This window comes from Paeniglutamicibacter sp. MACA_103, from assembly GCF_045798555.1.
Classification (GTDB): Bacteria; Actinomycetota; Actinomycetes; order Actinomycetales; family Micrococcaceae; genus Paeniglutamicibacter.
This window is the reverse complement of sequence record NZ_JBIXLN010000006.1, coordinates 82,033-103,906: the sequence shown is the minus strand read 5'-3', so window position 1 is coordinate 103,906 and position 21,874 is coordinate 82,033. Positions and strand designations below refer to the sequence as shown.

Annotated in this window: 20 protein-coding genes and 1 tRNA gene; 9 read left to right on the top strand and 12 right to left on the bottom strand. The window is 65.2% G+C overall.

Annotated features, from left to right (window positions below; all coding sequences use genetic code 11):
- Positions 1-25: 25 nt before the first annotated feature.
- Positions 26-3,532, bottom strand: coding sequence for a DNA-directed RNA polymerase subunit beta (rpoB, locus tag ACIPVK_RS04665; protein ID WP_407610805.1), 3,507 nt, complete (start codon positions 3,530-3,532; stop codon positions 26-28).
- A gap of 308 nt (positions 3,533-3,840) precedes the next feature.
- Between rpoB and ACIPVK_RS04660 the strand changes: the two genes are divergently transcribed.
- On the top strand, positions 3,841-5,034 hold the full coding sequence (locus tag ACIPVK_RS04660) for an acetyl-CoA C-acetyltransferase (RefSeq protein ID WP_407610804.1): 1,194 nt from the start codon (positions 3,841-3,843) through the stop codon (positions 5,032-5,034).
- 37 nt (positions 5,035-5,071) lie between these two features.
- Positions 5,072-5,542 carry an aminoacyl-tRNA deacylase gene (locus tag ACIPVK_RS04655; RefSeq protein ID WP_407610829.1) on the top strand — a complete coding sequence of 157 codons (471 nt, stop codon included), beginning with the start codon at positions 5,072-5,074 and terminating at the stop codon, positions 5,540-5,542.
- Here the strand turns inward: ACIPVK_RS04655 and ACIPVK_RS04650 are convergent.
- From ACIPVK_RS04650 to ACIPVK_RS04615, 8 genes are all read right to left on the bottom strand, one after another.
- Positions 5,505-6,698 carry an acyltransferase family protein gene (locus tag ACIPVK_RS04650; protein WP_407610803.1) on the bottom strand — a complete coding sequence of 398 codons (1,194 nt, stop codon included), beginning with the start codon at positions 6,696-6,698 and terminating at the stop codon, positions 5,505-5,507. The two genes, ACIPVK_RS04655 and ACIPVK_RS04650, sit on opposite strands and share 38 nt — an antisense overlap.
- A 213-nt stretch (positions 6,699-6,911) precedes the next feature.
- Complete coding sequence (rplL, locus tag ACIPVK_RS04645) at positions 6,912-7,283, bottom strand: 50S ribosomal protein L7/L12 (protein WP_132358704.1); 372 nt, start codon at positions 7,281-7,283, stop codon at positions 6,912-6,914.
- 68 nt (positions 7,284-7,351) lie between these two features.
- Positions 7,352-7,906, bottom strand: coding sequence for a 50S ribosomal protein L10 (rplJ, locus tag ACIPVK_RS04640; RefSeq protein WP_407610802.1), 555 nt, complete (start codon positions 7,904-7,906; stop codon positions 7,352-7,354).
- Positions 7,907-8,736: 830 nt separating this feature from the next.
- Complete coding sequence (rplA, locus tag ACIPVK_RS04635) at positions 8,737-9,444, bottom strand: 50S ribosomal protein L1 (protein WP_407610801.1); 708 nt, start codon at positions 9,442-9,444, stop codon at positions 8,737-8,739.
- 160 nt (positions 9,445-9,604) lie between these two features.
- Complete coding sequence (gene rplK, locus ACIPVK_RS04630; RefSeq protein ID WP_217389408.1) at positions 9,605-10,036, bottom strand: 50S ribosomal protein L11; 432 nt, start codon at positions 10,034-10,036, stop codon at positions 9,605-9,607.
- 132 nt (positions 10,037-10,168) lie between these two features.
- A complete protein-coding gene (gene nusG / locus ACIPVK_RS04625) occupies positions 10,169-10,966 on the bottom strand; it encodes a transcription termination/antitermination protein NusG (protein WP_407610800.1) in 798 nt (265 codons plus the stop codon).
- A gap of 57 nt (positions 10,967-11,023) precedes the next feature.
- The gene (gene secE, locus ACIPVK_RS04620) at positions 11,024-11,290 is read right to left on the bottom strand and encodes a preprotein translocase subunit SecE (protein ID WP_407610799.1); all 267 of its coding nucleotides are present in this window, start codon (positions 11,288-11,290) and stop codon (positions 11,024-11,026) included.
- 117 nt (positions 11,291-11,407) lie between these two features.
- A tRNA-Trp gene (locus ACIPVK_RS04615) sits at positions 11,408-11,480 on the bottom strand.
- Between the two features lie 171 nt (positions 11,481-11,651).
- On the opposite strand from ACIPVK_RS04615, the gene ACIPVK_RS04610 reads away from it, so the two are divergent.
- Together ACIPVK_RS04610 and ACIPVK_RS04605 are read left to right on the top strand one after the other, a co-directional pair.
- Complete coding sequence (locus ACIPVK_RS04610; RefSeq protein ID WP_407610798.1) at positions 11,652-12,230, top strand: hypothetical protein; 579 nt, start codon at positions 11,652-11,654, stop codon at positions 12,228-12,230.
- 181 nt (positions 12,231-12,411) lie between these two features.
- Positions 12,412-13,611 carry a pyridoxal phosphate-dependent aminotransferase gene (locus tag ACIPVK_RS04605; RefSeq protein WP_407610797.1) on the top strand — a complete coding sequence of 400 codons (1,200 nt, stop codon included), beginning with the start codon at positions 12,412-12,414 and terminating at the stop codon, positions 13,609-13,611.
- A 135-nt stretch (positions 13,612-13,746) separates the two neighbouring features.
- Here ACIPVK_RS04605 and ACIPVK_RS04600 read toward each other — a convergent pair whose 3' ends face one another.
- Together ACIPVK_RS04600 and ACIPVK_RS04595 are read right to left on the bottom strand one after the other, a co-directional pair.
- Positions 13,747-14,421, bottom strand: coding sequence for a LuxR C-terminal-related transcriptional regulator (locus tag ACIPVK_RS04600; protein WP_407610796.1), 675 nt, complete (start codon positions 14,419-14,421; stop codon positions 13,747-13,749).
- A complete protein-coding gene (locus tag ACIPVK_RS04595) occupies positions 14,414-15,688 on the bottom strand; it encodes a PspC domain-containing protein (RefSeq protein WP_407610795.1) in 1,275 nt (424 codons plus the stop codon). Before ACIPVK_RS04595 ends, ACIPVK_RS04600 begins: the two co-directional genes overlap by 8 nt.
- 126 nt (positions 15,689-15,814) lie before the next feature.
- Here ACIPVK_RS04595 and ACIPVK_RS04590 point away from each other — a divergent pair, with 126 nt between their 5' ends.
- The 5 genes from ACIPVK_RS04590 (at position 15,815) to ACIPVK_RS04570 (ending at position 20,038) form a co-directional block, all read left to right on the top strand.
- Complete coding sequence (locus ACIPVK_RS04590) at positions 15,815-17,341, top strand: PspC domain-containing protein (protein WP_407610794.1); 1,527 nt, start codon at positions 15,815-15,817, stop codon at positions 17,339-17,341.
- Complete coding sequence (locus tag ACIPVK_RS04585; protein ID WP_407610793.1) at positions 17,338-17,565, top strand: hypothetical protein; 228 nt, start codon at positions 17,338-17,340, stop codon at positions 17,563-17,565. The genes ACIPVK_RS04590 and ACIPVK_RS04585 overlap by 4 nt, the downstream gene beginning before the upstream one ends.
- A gap of 68 nt (positions 17,566-17,633) precedes the next feature.
- On the top strand, positions 17,634-17,879 hold the full coding sequence (locus ACIPVK_RS04580; protein WP_407610792.1) for a PspC domain-containing protein: 246 nt from the start codon (positions 17,634-17,636) through the stop codon (positions 17,877-17,879).
- Between the two features lie 311 nt (positions 17,880-18,190).
- Positions 18,191-19,219, top strand: a complete 1,029-nt coding sequence (locus ACIPVK_RS04575; RefSeq protein ID WP_407610828.1) for a 6-phosphofructokinase — start codon at positions 18,191-18,193, stop codon at positions 19,217-19,219.
- Between the two features lie 90 nt (positions 19,220-19,309).
- The gene (locus tag ACIPVK_RS04570) at positions 19,310-20,038 is read left to right on the top strand and encodes a GNAT family N-acetyltransferase (RefSeq protein WP_407610791.1); all 729 of its coding nucleotides are present in this window, start codon (positions 19,310-19,312) and stop codon (positions 20,036-20,038) included.
- A gap of 83 nt (positions 20,039-20,121) precedes the next feature.
- On the opposite strand, the gene ACIPVK_RS04565 is transcribed toward ACIPVK_RS04570, so the two are convergent.
- Positions 20,122-21,729 (bottom strand): bifunctional metallophosphatase/5'-nucleotidase, encoded by a 1,608-nt coding sequence (locus tag ACIPVK_RS04565; RefSeq protein WP_407610790.1) that lies wholly within the window; start codon positions 21,727-21,729, stop codon positions 20,122-20,124.
- Positions 21,730-21,874 lie beyond the last annotated feature (145 nt).

Genomic DNA, 21,874 nt, shown 5'->3' with positions numbered 1-21,874 from the left:
CCTACCCCTGGACGCGGGGTTGGAACTAGACCTCTTCGACGGAGTTCGGCTCCGACCGGGAAAGGTCGATGCCGAGTTCTTCCGCGGCCCGGAAGACTTCTTCGTCCGAGTCTCGCATTTCGATGGTTTGGCCGTCGGTTCCGAGGACCTCGACGTTCAAGCACAACGACTGCATTTCCTTGATCAGGACCTTGAACGATTCCGGAACGCCGGGCTCCGGGATGTTCTCGCCCTTGACGATCGCCTCGTAGACCTTCACGCGACCGTGGATGTCATCGGACTTGATCGTGAGCAGTTCCTGCAAGGTGTATGCGGCACCGTAGGCCTCCAGGGCCCACACTTCCATTTCACCAAAGCGCTGGCCACCGAACTGTGCCTTACCACCCAGCGGCTGCTGCGTGATCATGGAGTACGGGCCGGTGGAGCGGGCGTGGATCTTGTCGTCCACCAGGTGGTGGAGCTTCAAGATGTACATGTAGCCCACGGACACCGGATCCGGGAACGGCTCGCCGGAGCGGCCGTCGAACAGACGGGCCTTGCCGGAGTTGCCGATCAGGCGGACGCCGTCGCGGGTCACTGCCGTGTGGTCGAGCAGCCCGCGGATTTCGTCCTCCGACGCACCGTCGAAGACGGGGCTGGCAACCTTGGTGGATCCCATTTCACGCGGGAGGGCCGGCAGGTTCTTGACCCACTCGGGCTCGCCCTCGATCTTCCAACCCTGCTTCGCGGCCCAGGCCAGGTGGATTTCCAGGACCTGTCCGACGTTCATTCGACCCGGAACACCCAGCGGGTTCAGGACGATGTCGACGGCGGTTCCGTCTTCCAGGAACGGCATGTCCTCGATCGGCAGGATCTTGGAGATGACGCCCTTGTTGCCGTGGCGGCCGGCGAGCTTGTCACCGTTGGTGATCTTGCGCTTCTGGGCCACGTACACGCGGACCAGCTGGTTGACGCCCGGGGGCAGGTCGTCGTCGTTGTCGCGATCGAAGATGCGAACACCGATGACCACGCCGGACTCGCCGTGCGGCACCTTCAGGGAGGTGTCGCGCACTTCGCGGGACTTCTCGCCGAAGATGGCGCGCAGCAGGCGCTCTTCCGGGGTCAGCTCGGTCTCGCCCTTGGGCGTGACACGGCCGACGAGGATATCGCCGGCTTCGACCTCGGCGCCGATGTGGATGATGCCGCGCTCGTCGAGCTGCGCCAGGATTTCCTCGGAGACGTTCGGGATGTCCCGGGTGATCTCCTCGGCACCGAGCTTGGTGTCGCGGGCGTCGACTTCGTGCTCCTCGATGTGGATCGAGGTCAGCACATCGTCGGAGACCATGCGCTGGGAGAGGATGATCGCATCCTCGAAGTTGTGGCCTTCCCAGGACATGAACGCCACGAGGAGGTTCTTGCCCAGGGCGAGCTCGCCCTTGTCGGTCGACGGGCCGTCGGCGATGATCGAGTTGTAGTCAACCCGGTCGCCCTCGGAAACCATCACGCGCTGGTTGTAGGCGTTGCCCTGGTTGGAACGGGCAAACTTCATGATCGGGTAGGCACTCTCGGTGCCGTCGTCGTTCATGACCGTGACCAGGTCGGCGGAGACCTCGGAGACGACGCCGCCGGTGGAGGCAACGACGGAGTCGCCGGCATCCACTGCTGCGAACTTCTCCATGCCGGTACCCACGAGCGGGGACTCGGAGGCCAGCAGCGGCACTGCCTGGCGCTGCATGTTGGCGCCCATCAGTGCGCGGTTGGCATCGTCGTGCTCGAGGAACGGGATCAGGGCTGTTGCCACCGACACCATCTGGCGCGGGGAAATGTCCATGTATGCGATCTCGGACGGCTCGACGATGACGGGCTCGCCGCCACCGCCCTTTTCACGGACCAGGACGCCGTCTTCGATGAAGCTGCCGTCCTCGCTCAGCGGCGCGTTGGCCTGTGCGATGAAGTGGTCGAGCTCGTCGTCGGCGGTCAGGTAATCGATCTGGCCGGTGACCCGGCCATCGACGACCTGGCGGTACGGGGTTTCGATGAAGCCGAAGGCGTTGATGCGGCCGTAGGTCGCCAACGAACCGATCAGGCCAATGTTCGGGCCTTCAGGGGTTTCGATCGGGCACATGCGTCCGTAGTGGGACGGGTGGACGTCTCGGACTTCCATGCCTGCACGGTCACGGGACAGACCGCCCGGGCCCAGCGCGGAAAGACGACGCTTGTGCGTCAGACCGGCCAGCGGGTTGTTCTGGTCCATGAACTGCGAGAGCTGGGAGGTTCCGAAGAACTCCTTGATCGCCGCAACAACCGGACGGATGTTGATCAGCGTCTGCGGGGTGATTGCCTCGACGTCCTGCGTGGTCATGCGTTCGCGGACGACGCGCTCCATGCGGGACAGGCCCGTGCGGACCTGATTCTCGATCAATTCGCCCACGGCGCGGATGCGACGGTTGCCGAAGTGGTCGATGTCATCGATGCTCACGGTCAGGTCGACGGGCTTGCCGTCGCGGATGCCCGGGGTGGTCTTCTCGCCGGCGTGCAGCGCCACCAGGAACTTGATCATCGCGACGATGTCGTCGATGTTCAGGACCGAGGCGTCGGGGCTGTTCAGCGGGGTGTCGACACCGAGCTTGCGGTTGATCTTGTAACGACCAACCTTGGCCAGGTCGTAGCGCTTCGCCTCGAAGTAGAGGTTCTTCAGCAACGCCTGTGCAGCATCGACCGTCGGCGGCTCGCCCGGGCGAAGCTTGCGGTAGATGTCCAGGAGTGCTTCTTCCTGGGTATCGGTGGTGTCCTTCTCGAGGGTGGCGCGGATCGAGTCGTACTGACCGAATTCCTCCAGGATGCGACCTTCGGTCCAGCCCAGGGCCTTAAGCAGGACGGTGACCGACTGCTTGCGCTTGCGGTCAAGGCGGACGCCGACCTGGTCGCGCTTGTCGATTTCGAGTTCGAACCAGGCACCGCGCGACGGGATGATCTTCGCGGTGAAGATGTCCTTATCGCTGGTCTTGTCCGGGGTCCGCTCGAAGTAGGCGCCCGGGGAACGCACCAGCTGGGACACCACGACACGCTCGGTGCCGTTGATGATGAAGGTGCCCTTGTCGGTCATCAGCGGGAAGTCGCCCATGAACACGGTCTGCTGCTTGATTTCGCCCGTGTTGTTGTTCATGAACTCGGCCTTGACGTACAGCGGAGCCGCGTAGGTTGCGTCGCGGTCCTTGCACTCGGCCATGGTGTACTTCGGGTCAGCGAATTCCGGCTCCGAGAAGCTCAGGGACATGGTCTCCTGGAAGTCTTCAATCGGGGAGATCTCTTCGAAGATCTCGGCCAGGCCGGAGATGCTGGCTACACTGGTGTCACCAATGGTCTGGGCGTATGCCAGACGGTTCTTCCAGCGCTCGTTGCCGATGAGCCAGTCGAAGCTCTCGGTCTGCAGCGCCAAGAGGTTTGGGACGTCAAGTGGTTCGTGAATCTTTGCAAAAGAAAGTCGGCCAGCATATTCCGCGCTGCGGGCCGAACTAGCGGTTTGGTTGTTAGAGGTGCTCGAGGCGACCAAGATGGATCCTTCCACAGACCGTCAGGTTTCCGGCGTCGTCTCTCTGTGAAGAGTTTCACTGATCACAGCACCGCTGAGCAGGCCCACCGCTATATGAAGGCCGGAGATGAAAAGAGAAGACGCAAAGTTCCACGTTACACCATGCGGCCTACCATGTCCAGCGGTCCGCGTGCAACCCGGCAGCCCAGCCCGGGATTGGACTGAGATTTCTGTCACGATTGCCTGGGAACCCTGTGGTGCAAACCACAGCGCGCTAGCCTAGAGGTAAGTACTGATTCCCGGTATCCCTTGAAAGCGAGAGTTCGATCATGTCCTCACCACGAGACGCGGTTCTGGTCGCTGGTGCCCGCACCCCCTTCGGCCGGCTCAACGGCCAACTCGCCAGTCTCAGTGCCGTAGATCTGGGCGCCGCGGCCATCCGTGGCGCACTGGAACGCTCCGGGGTCCCCGCCAGCGACGTGCAGGCCGTGATCATGGGGCACGTAGTCCAGGCCGGTTGCGGCCAGAACCCGGCCCGCCAGAGTGCCATCGCCGCCGGGATCGGCTGGGACGTCAATGCCACCACCCTGAACAAGGTCTGCCTTTCCGGACTTGCCGCCATCACAGACGCCGCCAGGCTGATCCGCGTGGGCGATGCCGACGTGGTGGTGGCCGGCGGCCAGGAATCCATGACGCAGACCCCGCACCTGCTCCCCGGTTCCCGCCAGGGGTGGACTTACGGAAACATCTCGGCCATCGACTCGGTCGCCAACGACGGGCTGACCGACGCCTTTGACGGCAATTCCATGGGTGTCAGCACTGAAACCAAGAACTCCGTCCTGGGCCTGACCCGCACCCAGCAGGACGAGGTGGCGGCGGCCTCGCACGTACGTGCCGCCGCGGCCATGGACTCCGGCGTCTTCGCGGAGGAAATCGTTCCGGTCAGCATTCCGCAACGCAAGGGCGATGCCTTGCTCATCGACACCGACGAGGGTGTCCGCCCGGGCACCACGCTGGAGACCCTGGCAGGGTTGCGCCCGGCCTTCGCCAAGGACGGCACCATCACCGCGGGCAACTCCTCTCCCCTGTCCGACGGGGCGGCCGCAGTCATCGTCACCTCGCGCGCGTACGCCCAGGCTCACGACCTTGAAATCCTTGCGACCATCGGGGCGGCCGGCCAAGTCGCCGGCCCGGACAATTCGCTGCATTCGCAGCCGTCGAATTCGATAGCCGCAGCCTTGAAGACCCAGGGCTGGCAGACGTCGGACCTCGACTTCATTGAAATCAACGAGGCATTCGGCGCCGTGGCCTGCCAGTCCCTGAAGGACCTTGGATATCCCCTGGAAAAGACCAACATCCACGGCGGCGCGATTGCGCTGGGGCATCCGATCGGTGCCTCCGGTGCACGCCTGGCACTGACCGCCGCCTTGGAGCTCAAGCGCCGCGGCTCGGGCAAGACCGCGGTCAGTCTGTGTGGCGGCGGCGGCCAGGGCGACGCCCTGCTGTTGAGCCGCGAGGCCTAGGTCCGTGGCCGTTGAGTTGCCGGCGGGCGTGGAGCGCATGCAGCAGGACGCGGCGAGGCGAGGGCTGGACGTCGACGTAGTTTCCCGACCGCCCGCCCGAAGCCTGGCGGAGGCCGCGGCACTTTTGGGCGTCGAACCGCGCGAGATCATCAAGTCCCTGGTGGTCAAGCACAAGGACGGATCGTTCTTCTTCGCCCTGATTCCGGGCGACAGGGTCATTTCCTGGCCCAAGCTGCGCTCACTGCTGGGCGTGAACAAGTTGTCATTGCCGCACTCCGACGTTGCCTTTGCGGCGACGGGGTACGAGCGCGGCACCATCACTCCGCTGGGTTCGAGTACGCCATGGCCTGTCTACGCCGACGTGGGAGTGGAACCAGGGCGCATCTGCATCGGGGCCGGTGCCCACGGACATTCGGCCTTTGTGGATTCAACGGCGTTGATCGCCGCACTGGGTGCGACGGTGGCGGACATTAGCGACCGGGAACCGGTGCCTCAGCCTTCTTCTTGAGGGCAAGGCGGCCGCCGAGGTAGCCCAGCCCCTTGGTGGTGGCCGCCGCCAACGGCTTGGCCAACGGCCGTTCGATGAAGCGATTGACCATGAAGGCGGCCAAGAAGACAATTCCCATGACCAGCGGCAGGGTCGCGTATTGCCCCAGCACGGGCGCAAAATGGTCAATCATCCACCAGCCCCAAATCTGGTGCAGGAGGTAGACCGGGTAGGTCAGCGCCCCGAGTATCCCCAGGAACTTCCACTGCACGTTTCCCAGACGCGTGAGCGACAGCAGGGCGACCGCGGCAAAAAGCCCCACCACGATGACCCAGTAGTGCCAGGCCGGGATCACGTAGCCAACCAGTTCCAGGGCCTCGGAAGTTCCCTTCACCCCGGTGAAGTACGCGGCAACACCGACGTTTAGTGCCAGCACCGACCAGCGCAAGGCGCTGTGCCCGAAGCGGTAGATCATGAACAACATGATCCCGCCGCAAAAGAGGGGCGCGTATTCACTCATGAGGGCCCCTGCGGCGACCTCGCGGTTCATGAGCTGTGCCGCCAGACCCAGCACGGGCCATGCAACGGCCAGGATGGTCATGTAGCGGATCGTGAGCAGGCGCAGGATGATCAGCGCCAGAATGAGCAGGTAGAAGCGCATCTCAACCCACAGCGTCCAATAGACCCCGTCGATGTGCCGCAGCTCCATCAAGGGATGGAACATGGTGAGGTTCGCCAACAACTCCTTGGCGCCCAGCCCCGATCCCAGCTGGGGCCACATGACGATCACGAGGAATCCGGTCGCCAACACCGCAAACCAGTAGGCCGGGTACAACCGGCCGACGCGCGATCCGACAAACCGCCCGGCGCCCTTCCCGTAAGCGGACAGCAGGATGACAAATCCGCTGATGATGAAAAAGAGTTGGACGCCCATGTTGCCGTAAACGGTGACTTTTGAGAGGACGGGCCAGGCGTCCTTGGCCACGGCCGTGCCCCAGAATCCGTGGTGCCAGGCCGTGTAGTGGAAAAGGACCACGAGAGCGGCGGCCGCGAATCGCAGGCCGTCGAGCAGCGCCAGTCGGGGTGGCCTCTGCGCGCTTGCCCCAGCGGCATCGACATTCTGCTTCCGGGTGGCCGTTACCGAGGCATCGAGGAGCGCCGTTCCGTTGTTCGACATCGTTGCTCTCCCTACGTTGCGCCCGGTTCGTTACCTATCTGTTATCTACGATATCAAAAAACATTAGTAACGCAGGTCCAAGTGGTAAGCGTCACCGGAAATCACAGCAAGCCATAAGCTTTTTCCGAGTGAAATCGGCGTTAATCGACGTTAAAAGACCGCTGGCCCACAGAACCAAAAGGTTCTGTGGGCCAGCGGCTTAGAAGCGAAGAGTTACTTGACAGTAACGGTTGCGCCGGCAGCCTCGAGGGCTTCCTTTGCCTTCTCTGCAGCTTCCTTGGTGGCGCCTTCCAGGACAGCCTTCGGTGCCGAGTCAACGACCTCCTTGGCTTCCTTCAGACCCAGCGAAGTCAGGGCGCGAACTTCCTTGATGACTGCGATCTTCTTGTCGCCAGCGGCTTCAAGGATAACGTCGAATTCGGTCTGCTCTTCGGCTTCAGCGGCACCAGCGGCCGGGCCGGCAACTGCAACAGCAGCTGCGGAGACCTCGAAGGTCTCCTCGAAGGTCTTAACGAACTCGGAGAGCTCGATGATGGTCATTTCCTTGAAGGCTTCCAAGAGCTCTTCGGTGGACAGCTTAGCCATGATGGGCAGCCTTTCCGTCGGCGGCAAATATATGCCGCAAGTTACTTGAGTGAGGGGTTGAAGAAAGCTTAGGCTTCTTCGGTGGCGGCTTCGGCAGCAGGTGCCTCGGCCTCGGCAGGTGCTTCAGCAGCGCCACCGTTTGCTTCTTCGAGCTTTGCGCGCAGTGCTTCGATGGTGCGGACAGCGGCGGAAGCCGGTGCCTTCAACACACCAGCAACACGTGCCAGCTGGAACTCACGCGATTCAAGAGCTGCCAGAGCGGCAACCTCGGTTGCGTCAAGGGCCTTGCCCTCGAAGTAACCGGTCTTGATGATGAGCTGCTTGTTGTCCTTAGCGAAATCCGTGAGGCTCTTAGCGGCAGCAACTGCGTCGCCCTTAATAAAGGCGATTGCAGTCGGGCCAGCAAGCTGGCCTTCGAATGCTTCGATGCCGGCTTCCTTTGCTGCGATACCAGTCAAGGTGTTCTTCACAACCGCGTACTTGGTGTCTGCACCAAGTGAACGGCGAAGCTGCTTGAGCTGCGCAACAGTAAGCCCACGGTATTCGGTCAGGACAGCGGCGGTCGACTCCTTGAAGTCGGCGGTGATTTCCTCTACTGCGGAAACCTTAGTCGGCGTTGCCATAACACTCCTTCCGGGGTATAGATCTGAAACCAGTCGATCTGACCCGGCCAGGAGTACTGACATAAAAAACGCCCCATGCAGATGCACGGGGCGGAAAGCTCGCGATAATTCGCGTGAAATTCACTTCGTTCACCTGCGCAGGTCGTCCTTTGTGGGACTTTCGGAGTCTTACCGCAAAAACAGCAATCCTCGACCGACGGTCTTCGGTAGTACCAAGCCTAACAGCGCGGAGCCATCGTCTCCAAATCGGAGCCAGGTGTTCTTCGCAACTCCCCGGGCCCGGGGTCGGAACCTCCCGGAGATAGACGACAGGCCCCTCGGGTTCCGCAACTTGGGGGATAGCGGAAGGGAGGGGCCCGTCTATGCAGCAATGCAACTTGGGGGAACGCATTGCTGCGGTAACACGCTCGGGCGGGGCTTGGGGTCTCCGCCATGGAGCGTGTGGTGACATAATCACCTGGCCGCGATCAAATCGCGACGACTTAACCATATCAGGAATGTAGCAACCTACAACTCAAAAGTTTGAGAATTTGCACAATTTCATCTTGAGTAGGTGCAAGATCCTTCCGCGCCCCGAAGGTAGACCTGCGTCGCACCCGCAACCCGTCAATTACTGCATCGATCGGAACCCTGCTTACGGACCTCCACGAGGCTTCCGCAGGCCCGTGGGTCCCAAGCATTGGGACGGTAATTCTCGGTGGCTTCGAGCCACGGACACAAGACGGTTCGCGAGCAGGTCCGATGCTCGCCGGCATGCCGGTTAAACGGCCGGACCCGGCACCAATCCCCCGTTTGGGGGGCGGTGCCGGGTCCGGAACGAAGACGCGTTGTTAGGCGTCTGCGATCACCTTGGTCACGTTCGCATCGACCGGGACGCCCGGGCCGAAGGAGGTGGCCACGGTGGCCTTGGTGATGTAACGGCCCTTGGAAGAGGAAGGCTTCAAACGAAGAACCTCGTCCAGTGCTGCTGCGTAGTTCTCTGCAAGCTTCTGGGCATCGAAGGAAACCTTGCCGATGATGAAGTGCAGGTTCGAGTGCTTGTCGACGCGGAAGTCGATCTTGCCACCCTTGATCTCGTTGACGGCCTTGGCGACATCCATGGTCACGGTACCGGTCTTCGGGTTCGGCATCAGGTTACGGGGACCCAGGACCTTACCCAAGCGGCCGACCTTGCCCATGAGGTCAGGGGTTGCAACTGCTGCGTCGAAGTCGGTCCAGCCGCCGGCGATCTTGGCGATCAGGTCGTCCGAGCCAACGAAGTCGGCGCCGGCTGCAATTGCAGCTTCTGCCTTGTCGCCGTTTGCGAAGACGAGGACACGGGCGGTCTTGCCGGTGCCGTGGGGAAGGATCACGGTGCCGCGAACCATCTGGTCTGCCTTGCGAGGGTCAACGCCCAAGCGGAAAGCAACCTCAACGGTCTCGTCGGCCTTCGAGAAGGCGATCTCCTTGGCGAGGGCAACTGCCTCGGCCGGAGCGTAGAACTTGTCTTCTTCGATCTTCGCCGCGGCGGCTACGAATGCTTTACTGCGCTTTGCCATCTGCTTTTTCTCCTTATGCAGTCGTGGTCATGTATGGGTCGCGCGGGACCCTGCCACTTGCGATGCGGTGCACCGGATCTATCCGGTTGGTTCCGCATCGTCTTGGTTGTTTTGGGGGTGCGTTCCCGGAATTCCAGGTGCGCGGGTGTGGAAGGCGGAATTAGCCTTCTACGGTGATGCCCATCGAACGGGCGGTGCCGGCGATGATCAGGGCAGCAGCCTTGATGTCGTTGGCGTTGAGGTCTTCCATCTTCACGGTGGCGATCTCTTCAACCTGTGCCTGGGTCAGCTTGGCAACCTTGACGGTGTGCGGGGTAGCGGAACCCTTGGGCACGCCTGCAGCCTTCTTGATGAGCTCTGCTGCCGGCGGGGTCTTGGTGATGAAGGTGAAGGAACGGTCTTCGTAGACAGTAATTTCAACCGGAACCACGTTGCCGCGCTGCGACTCGGTGGCGGCGTTGTACGCCTTGCAGAATTCCATGATGTTGACGCCGTGCTGACCAAGCGCCGGGCCGATCGGAGGTGCCGGGTTGGCGGCGCCTGCCTGGATCTGCAGCTTGATGAGTCCGGTGACCTTTTTCTTGGGGGCCATGTCGGGTCCTTCTTCTATTGCGTTGCCCCGATGCACAGGAGCGTGCCTCGGGGGGTTGACCGCCGTGGCGCGGCGGCCGAGTCATGCCGATTTCCCGGTAAAGCAAACCGGGAAGGCACGAAGTCTTTAATGTTACTGGATCTTGGTGACCTGGCTGAACGACAGGGTCACGGGGGTCTCGCGCTCGAAGATCGAGACCAATACGACCAAGGTGGAGGATTCCAGCTTGATCTCGCTGATCGTTGCCGGCAGCGTTTCGAACGGGCCGTCGTTGACGATGACCGATTCGCCGACCTCGAAGTCAACGTGGACCTCGGTGATCGGGGCGCGGCCGGGCTTCGAGTGCTCGCCCTCTTCTTCGGTGACGATCGTGTGCTCGAGCATCGAGAAGACTTCCTCGAGACGCAGCGGCACGGGATCGTGGGCGTTGCCGACGAAGCCGGTGACACCGGGAGTGTGGCGAACCGCACCCCACGAGGCGTCGGTCAGTTCCATGCGGACCAAGACGTAGCCGGGGATCCGAACGCGACGCACGATCTTGCGCGTGGTGTTCTTGATCTCGACGACCTCTTCCATCGGGACCTGGATTTCATAAATGAATTCCTCCATGCCCAGGGTCTGGATACGGGTCTCGAGGTTCACCTTGACGCGGTTTTCATAACCGGCGTACGAGTGGATGACGTACCAGTCGCCGGGCTGGCGGCGAAGCTTGGTGCGGAATTCTTCAATGGGATCCACTGCCGGGGTTTCCTCGGCTGCGGCATCCTGCTCGGCATCCGCGGGAGCCTGCTCGGCGTCCTCGGAAACCTCGGGAGCCTGCACGGCGTCCTCGGAAACGACGGAATCGGCCGACACCTGATCGGTATCAGCCTCTACTGCCTGGCCTTCGAATTCTTCGGTGGCCTGCGGTTCGAGTTCCTGCTCGGACACTGCGGTTCCTGCTTTCTGTTACTGGTTCACCAGAAATATGGGGCGAATGGTCCCGTGTTACTGTTCGGGCGAATTGGTGAAGATGAGAATTGATCCGTTTCCGAACACGAAATCCAGAGCGGAAATGATCAGCATCATCAACACCACAAAGCCGATGACTACCAAGGTGTAGTTGACCAGCTCACTGCGGGTCGGGGTGACGACCTTCTTCAGTTCGGAAATCATCTGGCGGAAGAAGAGGGCCATGCCCGCGAAGAAACCGGCTTTCGAAGGCTTCTTCTTGTGGCCAGCGCCGTGCGAATCGCTCGCAGTCGTTTCGGTCACCGATTCCTCGTTTCAGATTATCCCACTTGAAACAATCACGGTGTGCCGCAGCCGTATCGACCACAACACACCGTGACGTGAATATTCGCCGAGCAACCGTAGAGGATTGCCACTGCGCAGGGCAGACAGGACTCGAACCTGCAACCTGCGGTTTTGGAGACCGCTGCGCTACCAATTGCGCCACTACCCTTCGAGCGTAATGCTCGCGGACCATCAAATCCATTGCGGACTTGGTGCTCCAGATGTTTTCCAACACCGAGGAACAAGTCTACGCAAAGAATGTGCCGATTGTCGAACCGGGCACTCCGGACCCGGTTTCAAGCATGATTTGGCGCCGGAAAACCACTGCTAGGTTGGGGTCATGTTCCCCCTGACACCCCGGCACCCCAGCCCCGGGCACGCCGGCGCCCTTGTACTGCTGGTCTTTGCCGGCGGCTCCGTGCTCGATGCCATCCTGCGCACCACCTCACGCTATTCGCCTGCCGCGGGAGTCCTTCCGCAGGCGCTGCTGGCCGCGGTGCCGATGTTCATCGCCCTCGGCGCCTGGGCGTGCCTGCGGATGCGCAAGGACCTTTCCGGGCACCTGTTCCTGCAAATGCTGCTGGGGATCGCCATCGGCATCCTCACCATGCGATCGGCCCTGCCGCTGTCCTGGTACCTCGGAATCGGGTTGGTCCTTTGGGCCATGCGCCTAGGCGTGAACCTGCTGATGTGGGTGGGGACCAGCCTGTTGGTGCTGGCCGCCGGAGCGCAGCTCGGGCTGATCTCCTTCTCCGGGGTCCTCTTCCTGCCCTTCGCGGCGACCCCGGTGCTATTCCTGGGGGCAGCTGCCTATTTCCAGTTGCACCAGGTGCGCCACCAGCAACAAGAGTCGAACCCCGAGGCCGATCTGGCCAGCGAACTGCACCGGAAGCGCTACGGCCGCGAGCCCGGCCAGTAGCCTGCTACTAACCAACCGCACCGGCAGGTTCCTCGGGGCCGGACCGGGCCCGGTTCCCTGTGTTGCGAAGCGATGCTTCACACTCGCACGGCGTGTCACCGAATAATCGTCCTCCCACCACTGCGCCGACTAAGCTTGGCTCATACGTTCACCCACACCTCCCTTTCCAGGAAGCGACGACATGGCACGCATTTCCCGACGTATCGGGTCCATCGCAGAATCCGCCACTCTGGCCGTAGACGCCAAGGCCAAGGCACTGAAGGCGGCGGGACGTCCCGTCATCGGCTTCGGCGCCGGCGAACCGGATTTCCCCACCCCCGACTACATCGTTGAGGCCGCGGTTGCCGCGGCCCGCAACCCCAAGTACCACCGCTACTCCCCCGCGGCGGGCCTGCCGGAGCTGCGCGCGGCCATCGCGGAGAAGACCATGCGCGATTCGGGCTACCAGCTCGAAGCCTCCCAGGTCATGGTCACCAACGGCGGCAAGCAGGCCGTGTACAACGCGTTTGCCACCCTGCTGGATCCGGGAGACGAGGTCATCGTGCCCGCCCCGTTCTGGACCACCTACCCCGAGGCCATCCGGCTGGCCGGCGGCGTGCCCGTCGAGGTGTTCGCCGGCCCGGAGCAGGGCTACAAGGTCACCATCGACCAGCTCGAGGCCGCCGTCACCGAGAAGACCAAGGTGCTGCTCTTCGTCTCCCCGTCGAACCCGACCGGTGCCGTCTACTCCCCGGACCAGGTGGCGGAAATCGGCCGCTGGGCCGCGTCGAAGGACCTTTGGGTCATCACCGACGAGATCTACGAACACCTGACCTATGACGACGCGGTGTTCACCTCCATCGCCACGGCCGCCCCGGAACTGGGCGACAAGGTCATCATCCTCAACGGCGTGGCCAAGACCTACGCCATGACCGGCTGGCGCGTGGGATGGATGGCCGGCCCGGCCGACGTGATCAAGGCAGCCACCAACCTGCAGTCGCACGCGACTTCCAACGTCTCGAACGTCTCGCAGATCGCCGCCCTGGCCGCGGTCTCCGGCCCGCTGGATGCCGTCGCCGAGATGCGCACGGCCTTCGACCGCCGCCGCAAGGCCATGGTCTCCGCGCTGAACGCCATCGACGGCGTGAACTGCCCGGTCCCCGAGGGGGCGTTCTACGCATACTCGGACGTGCGCGGGCTGCTGGGCCGCGAGATCCGCGGCGTCGTGCCCAACACCAGCGCCGAGCTTGCCGCGCTGATCCTGGAACAGGTCGAGGTGGCCGTGGTCCCGGGCGAGGCATTCGGCCCTTCGGGCTACATCCGCATGTCGTACGCGCTGGGCGACGAGGACCTGGCCGAGGGCGTGGGCCGCCTGGCCACCCTGCTGGGCGAGGCCAAGTAGCGAAGCCTAGTAGCCTCACAGGGGCTTCCACGAACGAGGCCGGTGGCCGGATCCGCGATGCGGGACCAGCCACCGGCCTTCTTCATGCGCCCGGACCGGGCGGGCGGCAGGCGCCGGGCCCGGGGGCCGCGCGGCTTAGAGGATCCGGCGGTCCACGGCCCAGCGGGTGAGCTCGTGCCGGTTGGAGAGCTGGAGCTTGCGCAGCACCGAGGAAACATGGGTTTCCACGGTCTTGACCGAGATGAACAGGTCCTTGGCGACCTCCTTGTAGCTGTAGCCGCGCGCGATCAGGCGCATCACCTCCAGCTCACGGGCACTGAGCAGGTCCAGCTCCTCGTCGGCGCTGATCGCCGCCTGCGTGCCGAAGGCATCGAGCACGAACCCGGCCAGCCGCGGGGAGAACACCGCGTCCCCGCCCGCCACCCGCAGCACCGCATCGGAGATCTCGGCCCCGGAGATCGACTTGGTGACATAGCCGCGGGCCCCGGCGCGAATCACCGTGACCACGTCCTCCGCGGCGTCCGAGACGCTCAGGGCCAGGAACTTCACCTGCTCGAAGACATCCGCGCAACCGGCCAGCACCTCCGCGCCGCCGCCACCGCGCCCGCCGGGCAGGTGCACGTCGAGCAGCACCACGGCGGGCATTTCCCGGTGCACCACGGCGATCGCGTCCTCCACCGTGGCCGCCTCGCCGACAACTTCCAGGCGCGCGTCCAGGTCCGCCTTGAGCCCGGAGCGGAAGATCCCGTGGTCATCGACCACCACCACCGGAACCGGGGTGCCTGCGGGATTGCGGGTTGGCTCAGTCATTGTCTTCTCCGTCTTCTACGTCCATGGTCAGGTGCACCTCGGTGCCCTCGTCGTTGCTCTTGATGGTGGCGTGCCCGCCGTTGCGTTCCATGCGCCCGACGATCGATTCGCGCACCCCGTGCCGGTCCGCCGAGACCGCGGCGGGGTCGAAGCCGGTGCCGCGGTCGCGCACGAAGACCTCGATCTTCTTCGGTCCAGCCTCCACGTACACCGAGATGGTGCCCCCGGCGTGCTTGGCCGCGTTCGCCATGGCCTCCCGGGTCGCCTGGAGCAGCGCCTCGTGCCCGGGCAGTCCCGCGCGCTCCCCGACCCCGACCATGTCGATGGACACCAGGTAGAGCTCCTCGATTTCCCCGGCGGCGGCCCGGATCGCGGCGGAAATGCCGTCGTCGCTGCGCTCGTGCTCGTCATAGAGCCAGGAACGCAGCTCGCGTTCCTGGGCGCGGGCCAGGGTGAGCACCTTCGCCGGGTCCTCGGCGCGCTTCTGGATCAGGGCAAGGGTCTGGAGCACCGAGTCGTGCAGGTGGGCGGCGATGTCGGCGCGCTCCGCGGCCCGCACCCGGTTGGTGCGCTCGGAGACGAAGTCGCGCCAGAAGCGCAGGGCCCAGGGCAGCAGCACCAGCAACAGCCCGGCGATGAGGGCAACCGCCACGGCAAGCCCGGAGAGCAGCGAGCCGATTCCCACGGCACCGCTGAAGAGGAGCAGCACCCCGGCGACCACCAACCCGACACCCACGAGCAGGCGGGTGAGCCCTGCGGCGCCCAGTGCCCCGGTGCTCTTGCGCAGCCCGGCGCGCCCGCCCTCGTCCAGCTGCATCCAGGCCAGCACGGCACCGGCGATCACCACCAACACCGGCCACACCAGGTCCCAGCGGATCGACACGCCCAGCAGCTGCGCGCCGGCGAGCCCTGCCACCAGCAGCAGCGCGATCCCGATGAGGACCTGGCGCAGCGGCCCCTGGCGGGCGGCGCCCAGCGGGTCGGCCGTCTCCGGCGTCGCCGTGCCGGCCAACCCCTCGGCCAGGGTGAAGCGGCGGGTTCCGGTGCCGCGGGCGGCATCGCGTTGCGCGTCCCCCGAGCTCGGGACAAAGATCCACAGCCAGGCGTAGAACACGACCCCGGCACCTGCAAGCAGCGCCGCCAGCACGAACCCGATGCGCACCCAGGAAGCCTTCAGGCCCAGGTGGGCGGCAACACCAGAACACACCCCGGCAATGATGCGGGTCTCCCCGCGCAACAGCGCGGGACGAAGAGGTGTTTGGTCCATGTATCCATCCAAGCACGCCCGCGGGCAGGATTGGGCCGGCGGGCACGGTTCCCGGGGTCGGCCTCAGGGTTCAATCAGGGGCGACCCCCATAGCGGCGGCACCCGGGAAGGCACGAGGATTGAAGCATGAGAGAAGCATCAATGGAACACGGGTTTTTCCGCTGGGTACGGGAGCTGGGGCTGCAACGCGGCGAGGACCACTGGGTCGGTGGCGTCGCCTCCGGGGTGGCGCAACGCTTTGGCGTCTCCCCCATACTGGTGCGCGGCGCTTTCGTGGCGCTGTGCTTCGTCGCTGGCCTGGGACTGCTGGTCTACGGCGTGGGCTGGGCACTGCTGCCCGGTCCCGACGGCAAGATCCACGTGCAGGAAGCCATCGCGGGGCGTTGGAGCAGCGGGATGAGCGGGGCCTTGGTCTTCTCCATCCTCGGCGCCGTGAGCTCCCCGGCACTCTTCGGCTGGTGGGACGGCGGATTCTGGACGCTCCTGGTGATCCTGGGCATCTGCTTCCTCGTCTTCTCCCGGCGCGGCAGCTTTGCCGAAGGGGCCGCATCCCGCGGGACCCCGACCGCCGCGGATCCCTCGGGGACCCCGGCCGCCACGCAGCCGGGCACCGCAACTTACTCGTCGGCACCGGGCGCCGCGCCCGGAACGCCGGGGAGCTCGACAACCAGTCTCATGGCCTCCGGCGCGGTGCACGATGGTTCCCAGGAATCCGCGGGCACGGCCGCGAAGCCCGGGAACACCGACGAGACCGGCGCATCGCCGGAGCATGCCGAGGAACCTGCCGAGAAACCCGCAGGAGCGGCGGAATCCGAGGCGCCGACCACGCCGGTGCCCGGAACCGGGCAACGATCCGGAGAATTCACCCAGGAGCACACCATGCCACTGCCATCACATGAGGCACCTGCCTCCCCGGGCCCCGCGACGGGTGCCGGCACCGCACCCAGGGCCGCCGGATTCGGGCCGCCGCTGCCCTCCCCGGATTTGGGCCCGGGGGCCCCGTGGCCCGGGAAGTCCCCGAAGCCGGTGCGCCGCAAGGCTGTTCCCGGCTACGTGGCAACCATCGTGCTGGGACTCGCGGTGCTCCTCTTCGCCATGGTCACGGGCCTGTCCCACCTGGGCATGCTGGTGCTGCCGGCGGACGCGGTCGCCGTGGGCTTCGCCGTGGCGCTTGTCGTCATCGCCCTGGCCTTGATCGGGGCGGCACTGAACAAGCGCACCGGCGGGGCGCTGGTGGGCTTCGGCATCGTCGCGCTGATCCTCTCCCTGCTCTGGGGCGGCGGCTCGCTGCGCGATTCACGGCCGCTGCCCGGATTCATGGGCATCACCAGCACCGACCAGTCGGGCACCACCAATGTCTTCCACTCCGGGAAACTGGACCTGCGCTCGTACGCGGGCATCACCTCAGACACCACCGTGAAGCTCGACAACGTCTTTTCCTCCATGGAGCTGACCGTCCCGGACAACATCCCGGTGGTCATCGACTCCCAGGGAGTCTTCGGTTCCATGAGTGTCAACGGCGCCACCGCCGAAATCCGCGACGAGTCCACCGTGCTCAACGGCGGCCTCGGCGGCCCGGAGCTGCGCCTGGACATCGACGGGGCCTTCAGCAGCATTGAAATCAACGTAGAGAAAGCCGAGGTTGCACCATGAGCCAGCACACCGAACAACAGCACGCCACCGGCGAACCCGCCGAGCCGTTCCCCACCGGGACCCTGGTCTTCGGCCTGATCCTGCTGGCCATCGGCATCGCGCTGCTCGCGGGCCTGCTGCTGAACTTCCAGATCAGCGCGCCGCTGCTCTTCATCTCCCTGGTGGGCGGTGCCGGCGTGATCCTCATCGTCGCCGGCATCCTGGCCGCGCGCCGCACCCACTGATCCCCGCGCACAACCGCACACCCGTTTCACAGCCATTTTCCGGCCCCGGCATGAAAGACTTTGACACCATGGACACCTTTTTCAATTCACTTCGCTCGATCCCCTTCCGCCGCGGCCCCAAGCGGCTGGTCGCCGGCATTGCCGGTGGCATCTCCGAGAAGTTCGGCTGGGATGTCACCCTGGTCCGCATCGGGCTGCTGCTCAGCTTCCTGCTGCCGGTCCTGGGCATCGGCGCGTACCTCGTCGCCTGGCTGCTGATTCCGGCGCAGGACGATTCGATCGTGCTGCAAAAGCTCATCCGCCAGGTCCGCTAGCCACCCGCTGCGCCCCAAGGCGCCTCCGCGGCCACGTCCCCCTTCACCTCCCCGCCCGCTGCGCCACCTTCCGTGGCACGGCGGGCGGCGTGGCACGGATGGGGGCGTGGCCGTCGCGGTTTCCGGCGCCGGGCGGCCCCGAGCGGGGACATGCGGGCGCGTAGCACTTTGGCTCCGTGTTGACGATCACAAGTGCCCGATGGCTAGACTGGTTGCTGGCGAGCTCAACGTCGCGCTCCATGGGTAATGAAATATCGCAGCACCGCACCGCGGCGCCGCGGTGATCGAGCAGCGAAAAGAATTGAGTGAGCATGCGCATCGGGATCATGACCAGCGGCGGGGACTGCCCCGGATTGAACGCCGTCATCCGCGGAGCCGTCCTGAACGGCATCAAGAGCTACGACCACGAGTTCGTGGGCTTCCGCGACGGCTGGCGCGGGGTCAAGGACGGGGACTTCGTCGAGCTCCCCCGCTCCGCGGTCCGCGGCATCTCCAAGCAGGGCGGCACCATCCTGGGCACCTCGCGCACCAACGCGTTCGACGGCGAAAACGGCGGGGCGGAAAACATCGCCGCCACGCTGAAGCGCATCGGCGTGGACGCCATGATCGCCATCGGCGGCGAGGGCACCCTTGCCGGGGCCAAGCGGCTGACCGACGCCGGGTTGAAGATCGTCGGGGTGCCCAAGACCATTGACAACGACCTGGACGCAACCGACTTCACCTTCGGCTTCGACACCGCCAACCAGATCGCCGTGGAGGCCATCGACCGGCTGCGCACCACCGGCGAATCCCACCACCGCTGCATGATCGCCGAGGTCATGGGACGGCACGTGGGCTGGCTGGCGCTGCACGCGGGCATGGCCACCGGCGCGCACGCGATCCTGATCCCCGAGCAATCCACCACCATGGAACAGATCTACGCCTGGGTCCGCGAGGCCCACGACCGCGGGCGCGCCCCGCTGGTGGTCGTGGCGGAGGGCTTCGTGCCAGAGGGCGCCGACGGGGCCTTCTCCGAGCGCGGCCTGGACGCCTTCGGGCGCCCGCGCCTAGGCGGCATCGGCGAGCAGCTGGCCCCCTTCATCGAGGACGCCACCGGCATCGAGACCCGCGCCACGGTACTGGGACACATCCAGCGCGGCGGGGTGCCCAGCGCCTTCGACCGCGTGCTGGCCACCCGGCTGGGCATGGCGGCGGTGGATTCGGTCGCCGACGAGGCCTGGGGCTCGATGGTCTCGCTGCGCGGCACCAAGATCAACCGGGTGCCGTTCCAGGCGGCGCTGAACAACCTCAAGCGCGTCCCGCAGGAGCGCTACGACGAGGCGCGGATCCTCTTCGGCTGAGCCCCTGGTGGGCCGGGACACATGCCACCTGCCCGCGGGTTTGCGCCGGCGGACACCGTTGCCGGCCCGCTCCTGCATTAGGCTCGGAGCGTGAATCTTGAATTTGGCACCCGTGCCATCATTGCGCTGTCCTGGGCCCGCGAATTTTCCGTGCCCGACTCCGCCCTGCAGCCCGACCGCGCGCCGGTCAGCCTCTTCGTCCCCTCGATCGGCACCGACCGGGTGGAGGTGCTGCACCTGGGCGACCACCAGGTGGTGCGCGCGCCCCAGGACGTCTTGCAGCTGCTGCGCGGCGCCGCGGACCAGCACTTCGTCGATGACCGGGCGCTGCTGGGGCTGCTGCATGCCTCGGGCCTGGCCCCCTCGATCAGGTCCCTGGGCGTCGACGCGCTGACCTACCTGGATGCGCCGTTCGAGATCGTTGATTCGGAGCACATCACGGTGTCCGCGGACGTGGAGGACCTGGCGGAGTTGCGGAACAATTCCCCGCGCGACGACGCCGCCAGCACAGCGCTTGGCGACTGGGACCAGTGCTTCGTGCTGTTCTCCGACACCGGATCCGACCCGGTGGCAGGCGCCGGCTATTGGGCCCCCGGAGGGCTGCTGGCCGACACCACGGTGCTCACGCACCCGCACCTGCGCGGCCACGGACTGGGGCGCTACGCGGCGGCGCTGGCCGTCGACGACGCCCTGTCCGAGGGCCTGATCCCGCAGGCGCGCATCAAGGAAGGGCAGGAGGCGGCCAGCGCCCTGGCCACCTCGCTGGGCTTCGAGCTGGTCGGCTCCCTGATGTCGCTGAAATTGCACAACGGCGCCTGAAGCCCGCACGGGCGCAGGGCGGGGACGCAAAAGGGGCCAGGGAACCGCAATTCCCTGGCCCCTTGCGGCGCTTTCCGGCGCGGCTACGGGAGGATCGTGGCCCGCGGGAATTCGTTGGGCGTAATGGTGCCGAGCTTCTCCACATACGCGGTCAGCGCACTGACATCCGCGGTGCCCCCGTCTGCCGACACCGCGATCGGGGCGTTCAGGAAGGCGCTCACGCCGTCACCGCCGTTGGTTGCCACGTAGTTGGTGATGGCCAGGGAGTAGGTGGTGGCCGGATCGACCAGCGTGCCGTTCTGAAGGACTACGTCGGTGATGCGCTGGCCGGCGGGGGCCGATTGGGAATAGGTGAAGGTGAAGCCGGAAACCCGCGGGAAGCCCCCGTAGCCCTCGGGACTGGAGTCGGCACCCTGGTTCAGGCCCTCGATCAATTGTTCACCGGTGACCTCGATGAGCATCGCGCGGTTTCCGAAGGGGAAAACGGTGTGCAGGTCTCGCAGCGAGACATCGCCGCCGTCGATCTCGGCGCGGATTCCGCCGCCGTTCGCCCAGCCGAGGTCGGCCGTGTAGTAGTCGCGGAAGGCATCGGCGGCCAGCTCGCCCGCGGCACGGCGTCCAAAATCTCCGGTCGCCGTCCCGATCGTGGCATCGAGGCGCTCTTCCATGTCCTGCTCGTAGAAGGCGGCCCTTGCCGCCCAAGCAGGTTCCTCGGCCACCGAATCGTCGACGTCGTGCAGGACGGCACCCGTGGTGATGTTGCCGCAGAGGTCCTTGGCAATGTCGATTTCAGCGACCACGCCGTAGTCGCCCATGCCGGTGACCATCAGGCGCTCGTCGCCCAGCTCGACGGCCTCGGCCGGGGACGAACCGCTGTTCTCCTCACGCATGAGAACTTGGACTTCCGGTACCCGGTCCATGAGCTCGAGCGCTTCGGCCCGGTCGATCTGGCCGGAGACGACAATGACATCGACGTCCTGCTCCTGCAGCAGTTTCACTCCGGCCTGGGTGGACTCGAGGTAGGGCCGCTGGTCGAGATCGGCATTGGCGGAGCTGTTCTGCAGTGACCCGGTGAGGCCAATGACGCCGACCGTCAGCTCGCCGGCTTCCACGGTTCGGGCCACGCTGCCGGGAAGGAAATCGCTGCCGTCCTTGTAGACGAGGTTGGAAGCAATCCACGGGAATTCCGAGGCCTTCACGAGCTCCAGCGCGTGATCGAGGCCGAAGTCGAAGTCGTGCTGGCCGAAGGTGGCGGCATCGACGCCGAGGTCGTTGAACGCCTCCACGAACGGGAACCCCTTGTAGACACCGCCGAACAGGCTGCCGCCGGCCATGTCGCCGCCGAAGATCGTCGCCGGGTTCTCGTTGGCGGCCTCAATGCCGTCCAGAACGGTGGCCAGGCGGGCAATGCCGCCGCGGTAGCCCACGGCGTGCTCGCGCGGGCTGTACTCATGGGCGTCCTGGAAGTAGGCCACGGTGCCTTCCCGGGACGGGACTGGCGGCTGGCCCGGGGCGTGGCACCGCCCGGCGCCCGCGCCCTGCCCCTTACCCGGGGAAGCGGCCTTTGGGCCGTCATGCTCGACTTTGTGTGTTTCACCGGTGGCAGCAAGGGCTGCGGGAGTGAAGGAGAGGGACAGCGCGCCGGCCGCGGCGGCGAGGGCGAGGACGCGCCCGAACTTGAAGGAAGACATGAGGGCGACGGTACAAGGTTCAAGTGAACGGTTGGAAAGCCCGGCGTGAACGCACGACAGCTGCCCCGTGGACTACCGGCACAACGAAATAGGGACCTCAACGGGCTTTGCTGCATGCCCGTCCACGTAAAACGCCCGACAGGGA

Bases quoted from the DNA above. Each gene is read 5' to 3' on its own strand.
- ACIPVK_RS04660 (WP_407610804.1), top strand. From the start codon at position 3,841: ATGTCCTCACCACGAGACGCGGTTCTGGTCGCTGGTGCCCGCACCCCC.
- ACIPVK_RS04655 (WP_407610829.1), top strand. From the start codon at position 5,072: ATGCAGCAGGACGCGGCGAGGCGAGGGCTGGACGTCGACGTAGTTTCC.
- ACIPVK_RS04650 (WP_407610803.1), bottom strand. From the start codon at position 6,698: ATGTCGAACAACGGAACGGCGCTCCTCGATGCCTCGGTAACGGCCACC.
- rplL (WP_132358704.1), bottom strand. From the start codon at position 7,283: ATGGCTAAGCTGTCCACCGAAGAGCTCTTGGAAGCCTTCAAGGAAATG.
- rplJ (WP_407610802.1), bottom strand. From the start codon at position 7,906: ATGGCAACGCCGACTAAGGTTTCCGCAGTAGAGGAAATCACCGCCGAC.
- rplA (WP_407610801.1), bottom strand. From the start codon at position 9,444: ATGGCAAAGCGCAGTAAAGCATTCGTAGCCGCCGCGGCGAAGATCGAA.
- rplK (WP_217389408.1), bottom strand. From the start codon at position 10,036: ATGGCCCCCAAGAAAAAGGTCACCGGACTCATCAAGCTGCAGATCCAG.
- ACIPVK_RS04610 (WP_407610798.1), top strand. From the start codon at position 11,652: ATGTTCCCCCTGACACCCCGGCACCCCAGCCCCGGGCACGCCGGCGCC.
- ACIPVK_RS04605 (WP_407610797.1), top strand. From the start codon at position 12,412: ATGGCACGCATTTCCCGACGTATCGGGTCCATCGCAGAATCCGCCACT.
- ACIPVK_RS04600 (WP_407610796.1), bottom strand. From the start codon at position 14,421: ATGACTGAGCCAACCCGCAATCCCGCAGGCACCCCGGTTCCGGTGGTG.
- ACIPVK_RS04595 (WP_407610795.1), bottom strand. From the start codon at position 15,688: ATGGACCAAACACCTCTTCGTCCCGCGCTGTTGCGCGGGGAGACCCGC.
- ACIPVK_RS04590 (WP_407610794.1), top strand. From the start codon at position 15,815: ATGAGAGAAGCATCAATGGAACACGGGTTTTTCCGCTGGGTACGGGAG.
- ACIPVK_RS04585 (WP_407610793.1), top strand. From the start codon at position 17,338: ATGAGCCAGCACACCGAACAACAGCACGCCACCGGCGAACCCGCCGAG.
- ACIPVK_RS04580 (WP_407610792.1), top strand. From the start codon at position 17,634: ATGGACACCTTTTTCAATTCACTTCGCTCGATCCCCTTCCGCCGCGGC.
- ACIPVK_RS04575 (WP_407610828.1), top strand. From the start codon at position 18,191: ATGCGCATCGGGATCATGACCAGCGGCGGGGACTGCCCCGGATTGAAC.
- ACIPVK_RS04565 (WP_407610790.1), bottom strand. From the start codon at position 21,729: ATGTCTTCCTTCAAGTTCGGGCGCGTCCTCGCCCTCGCCGCCGCGGCC.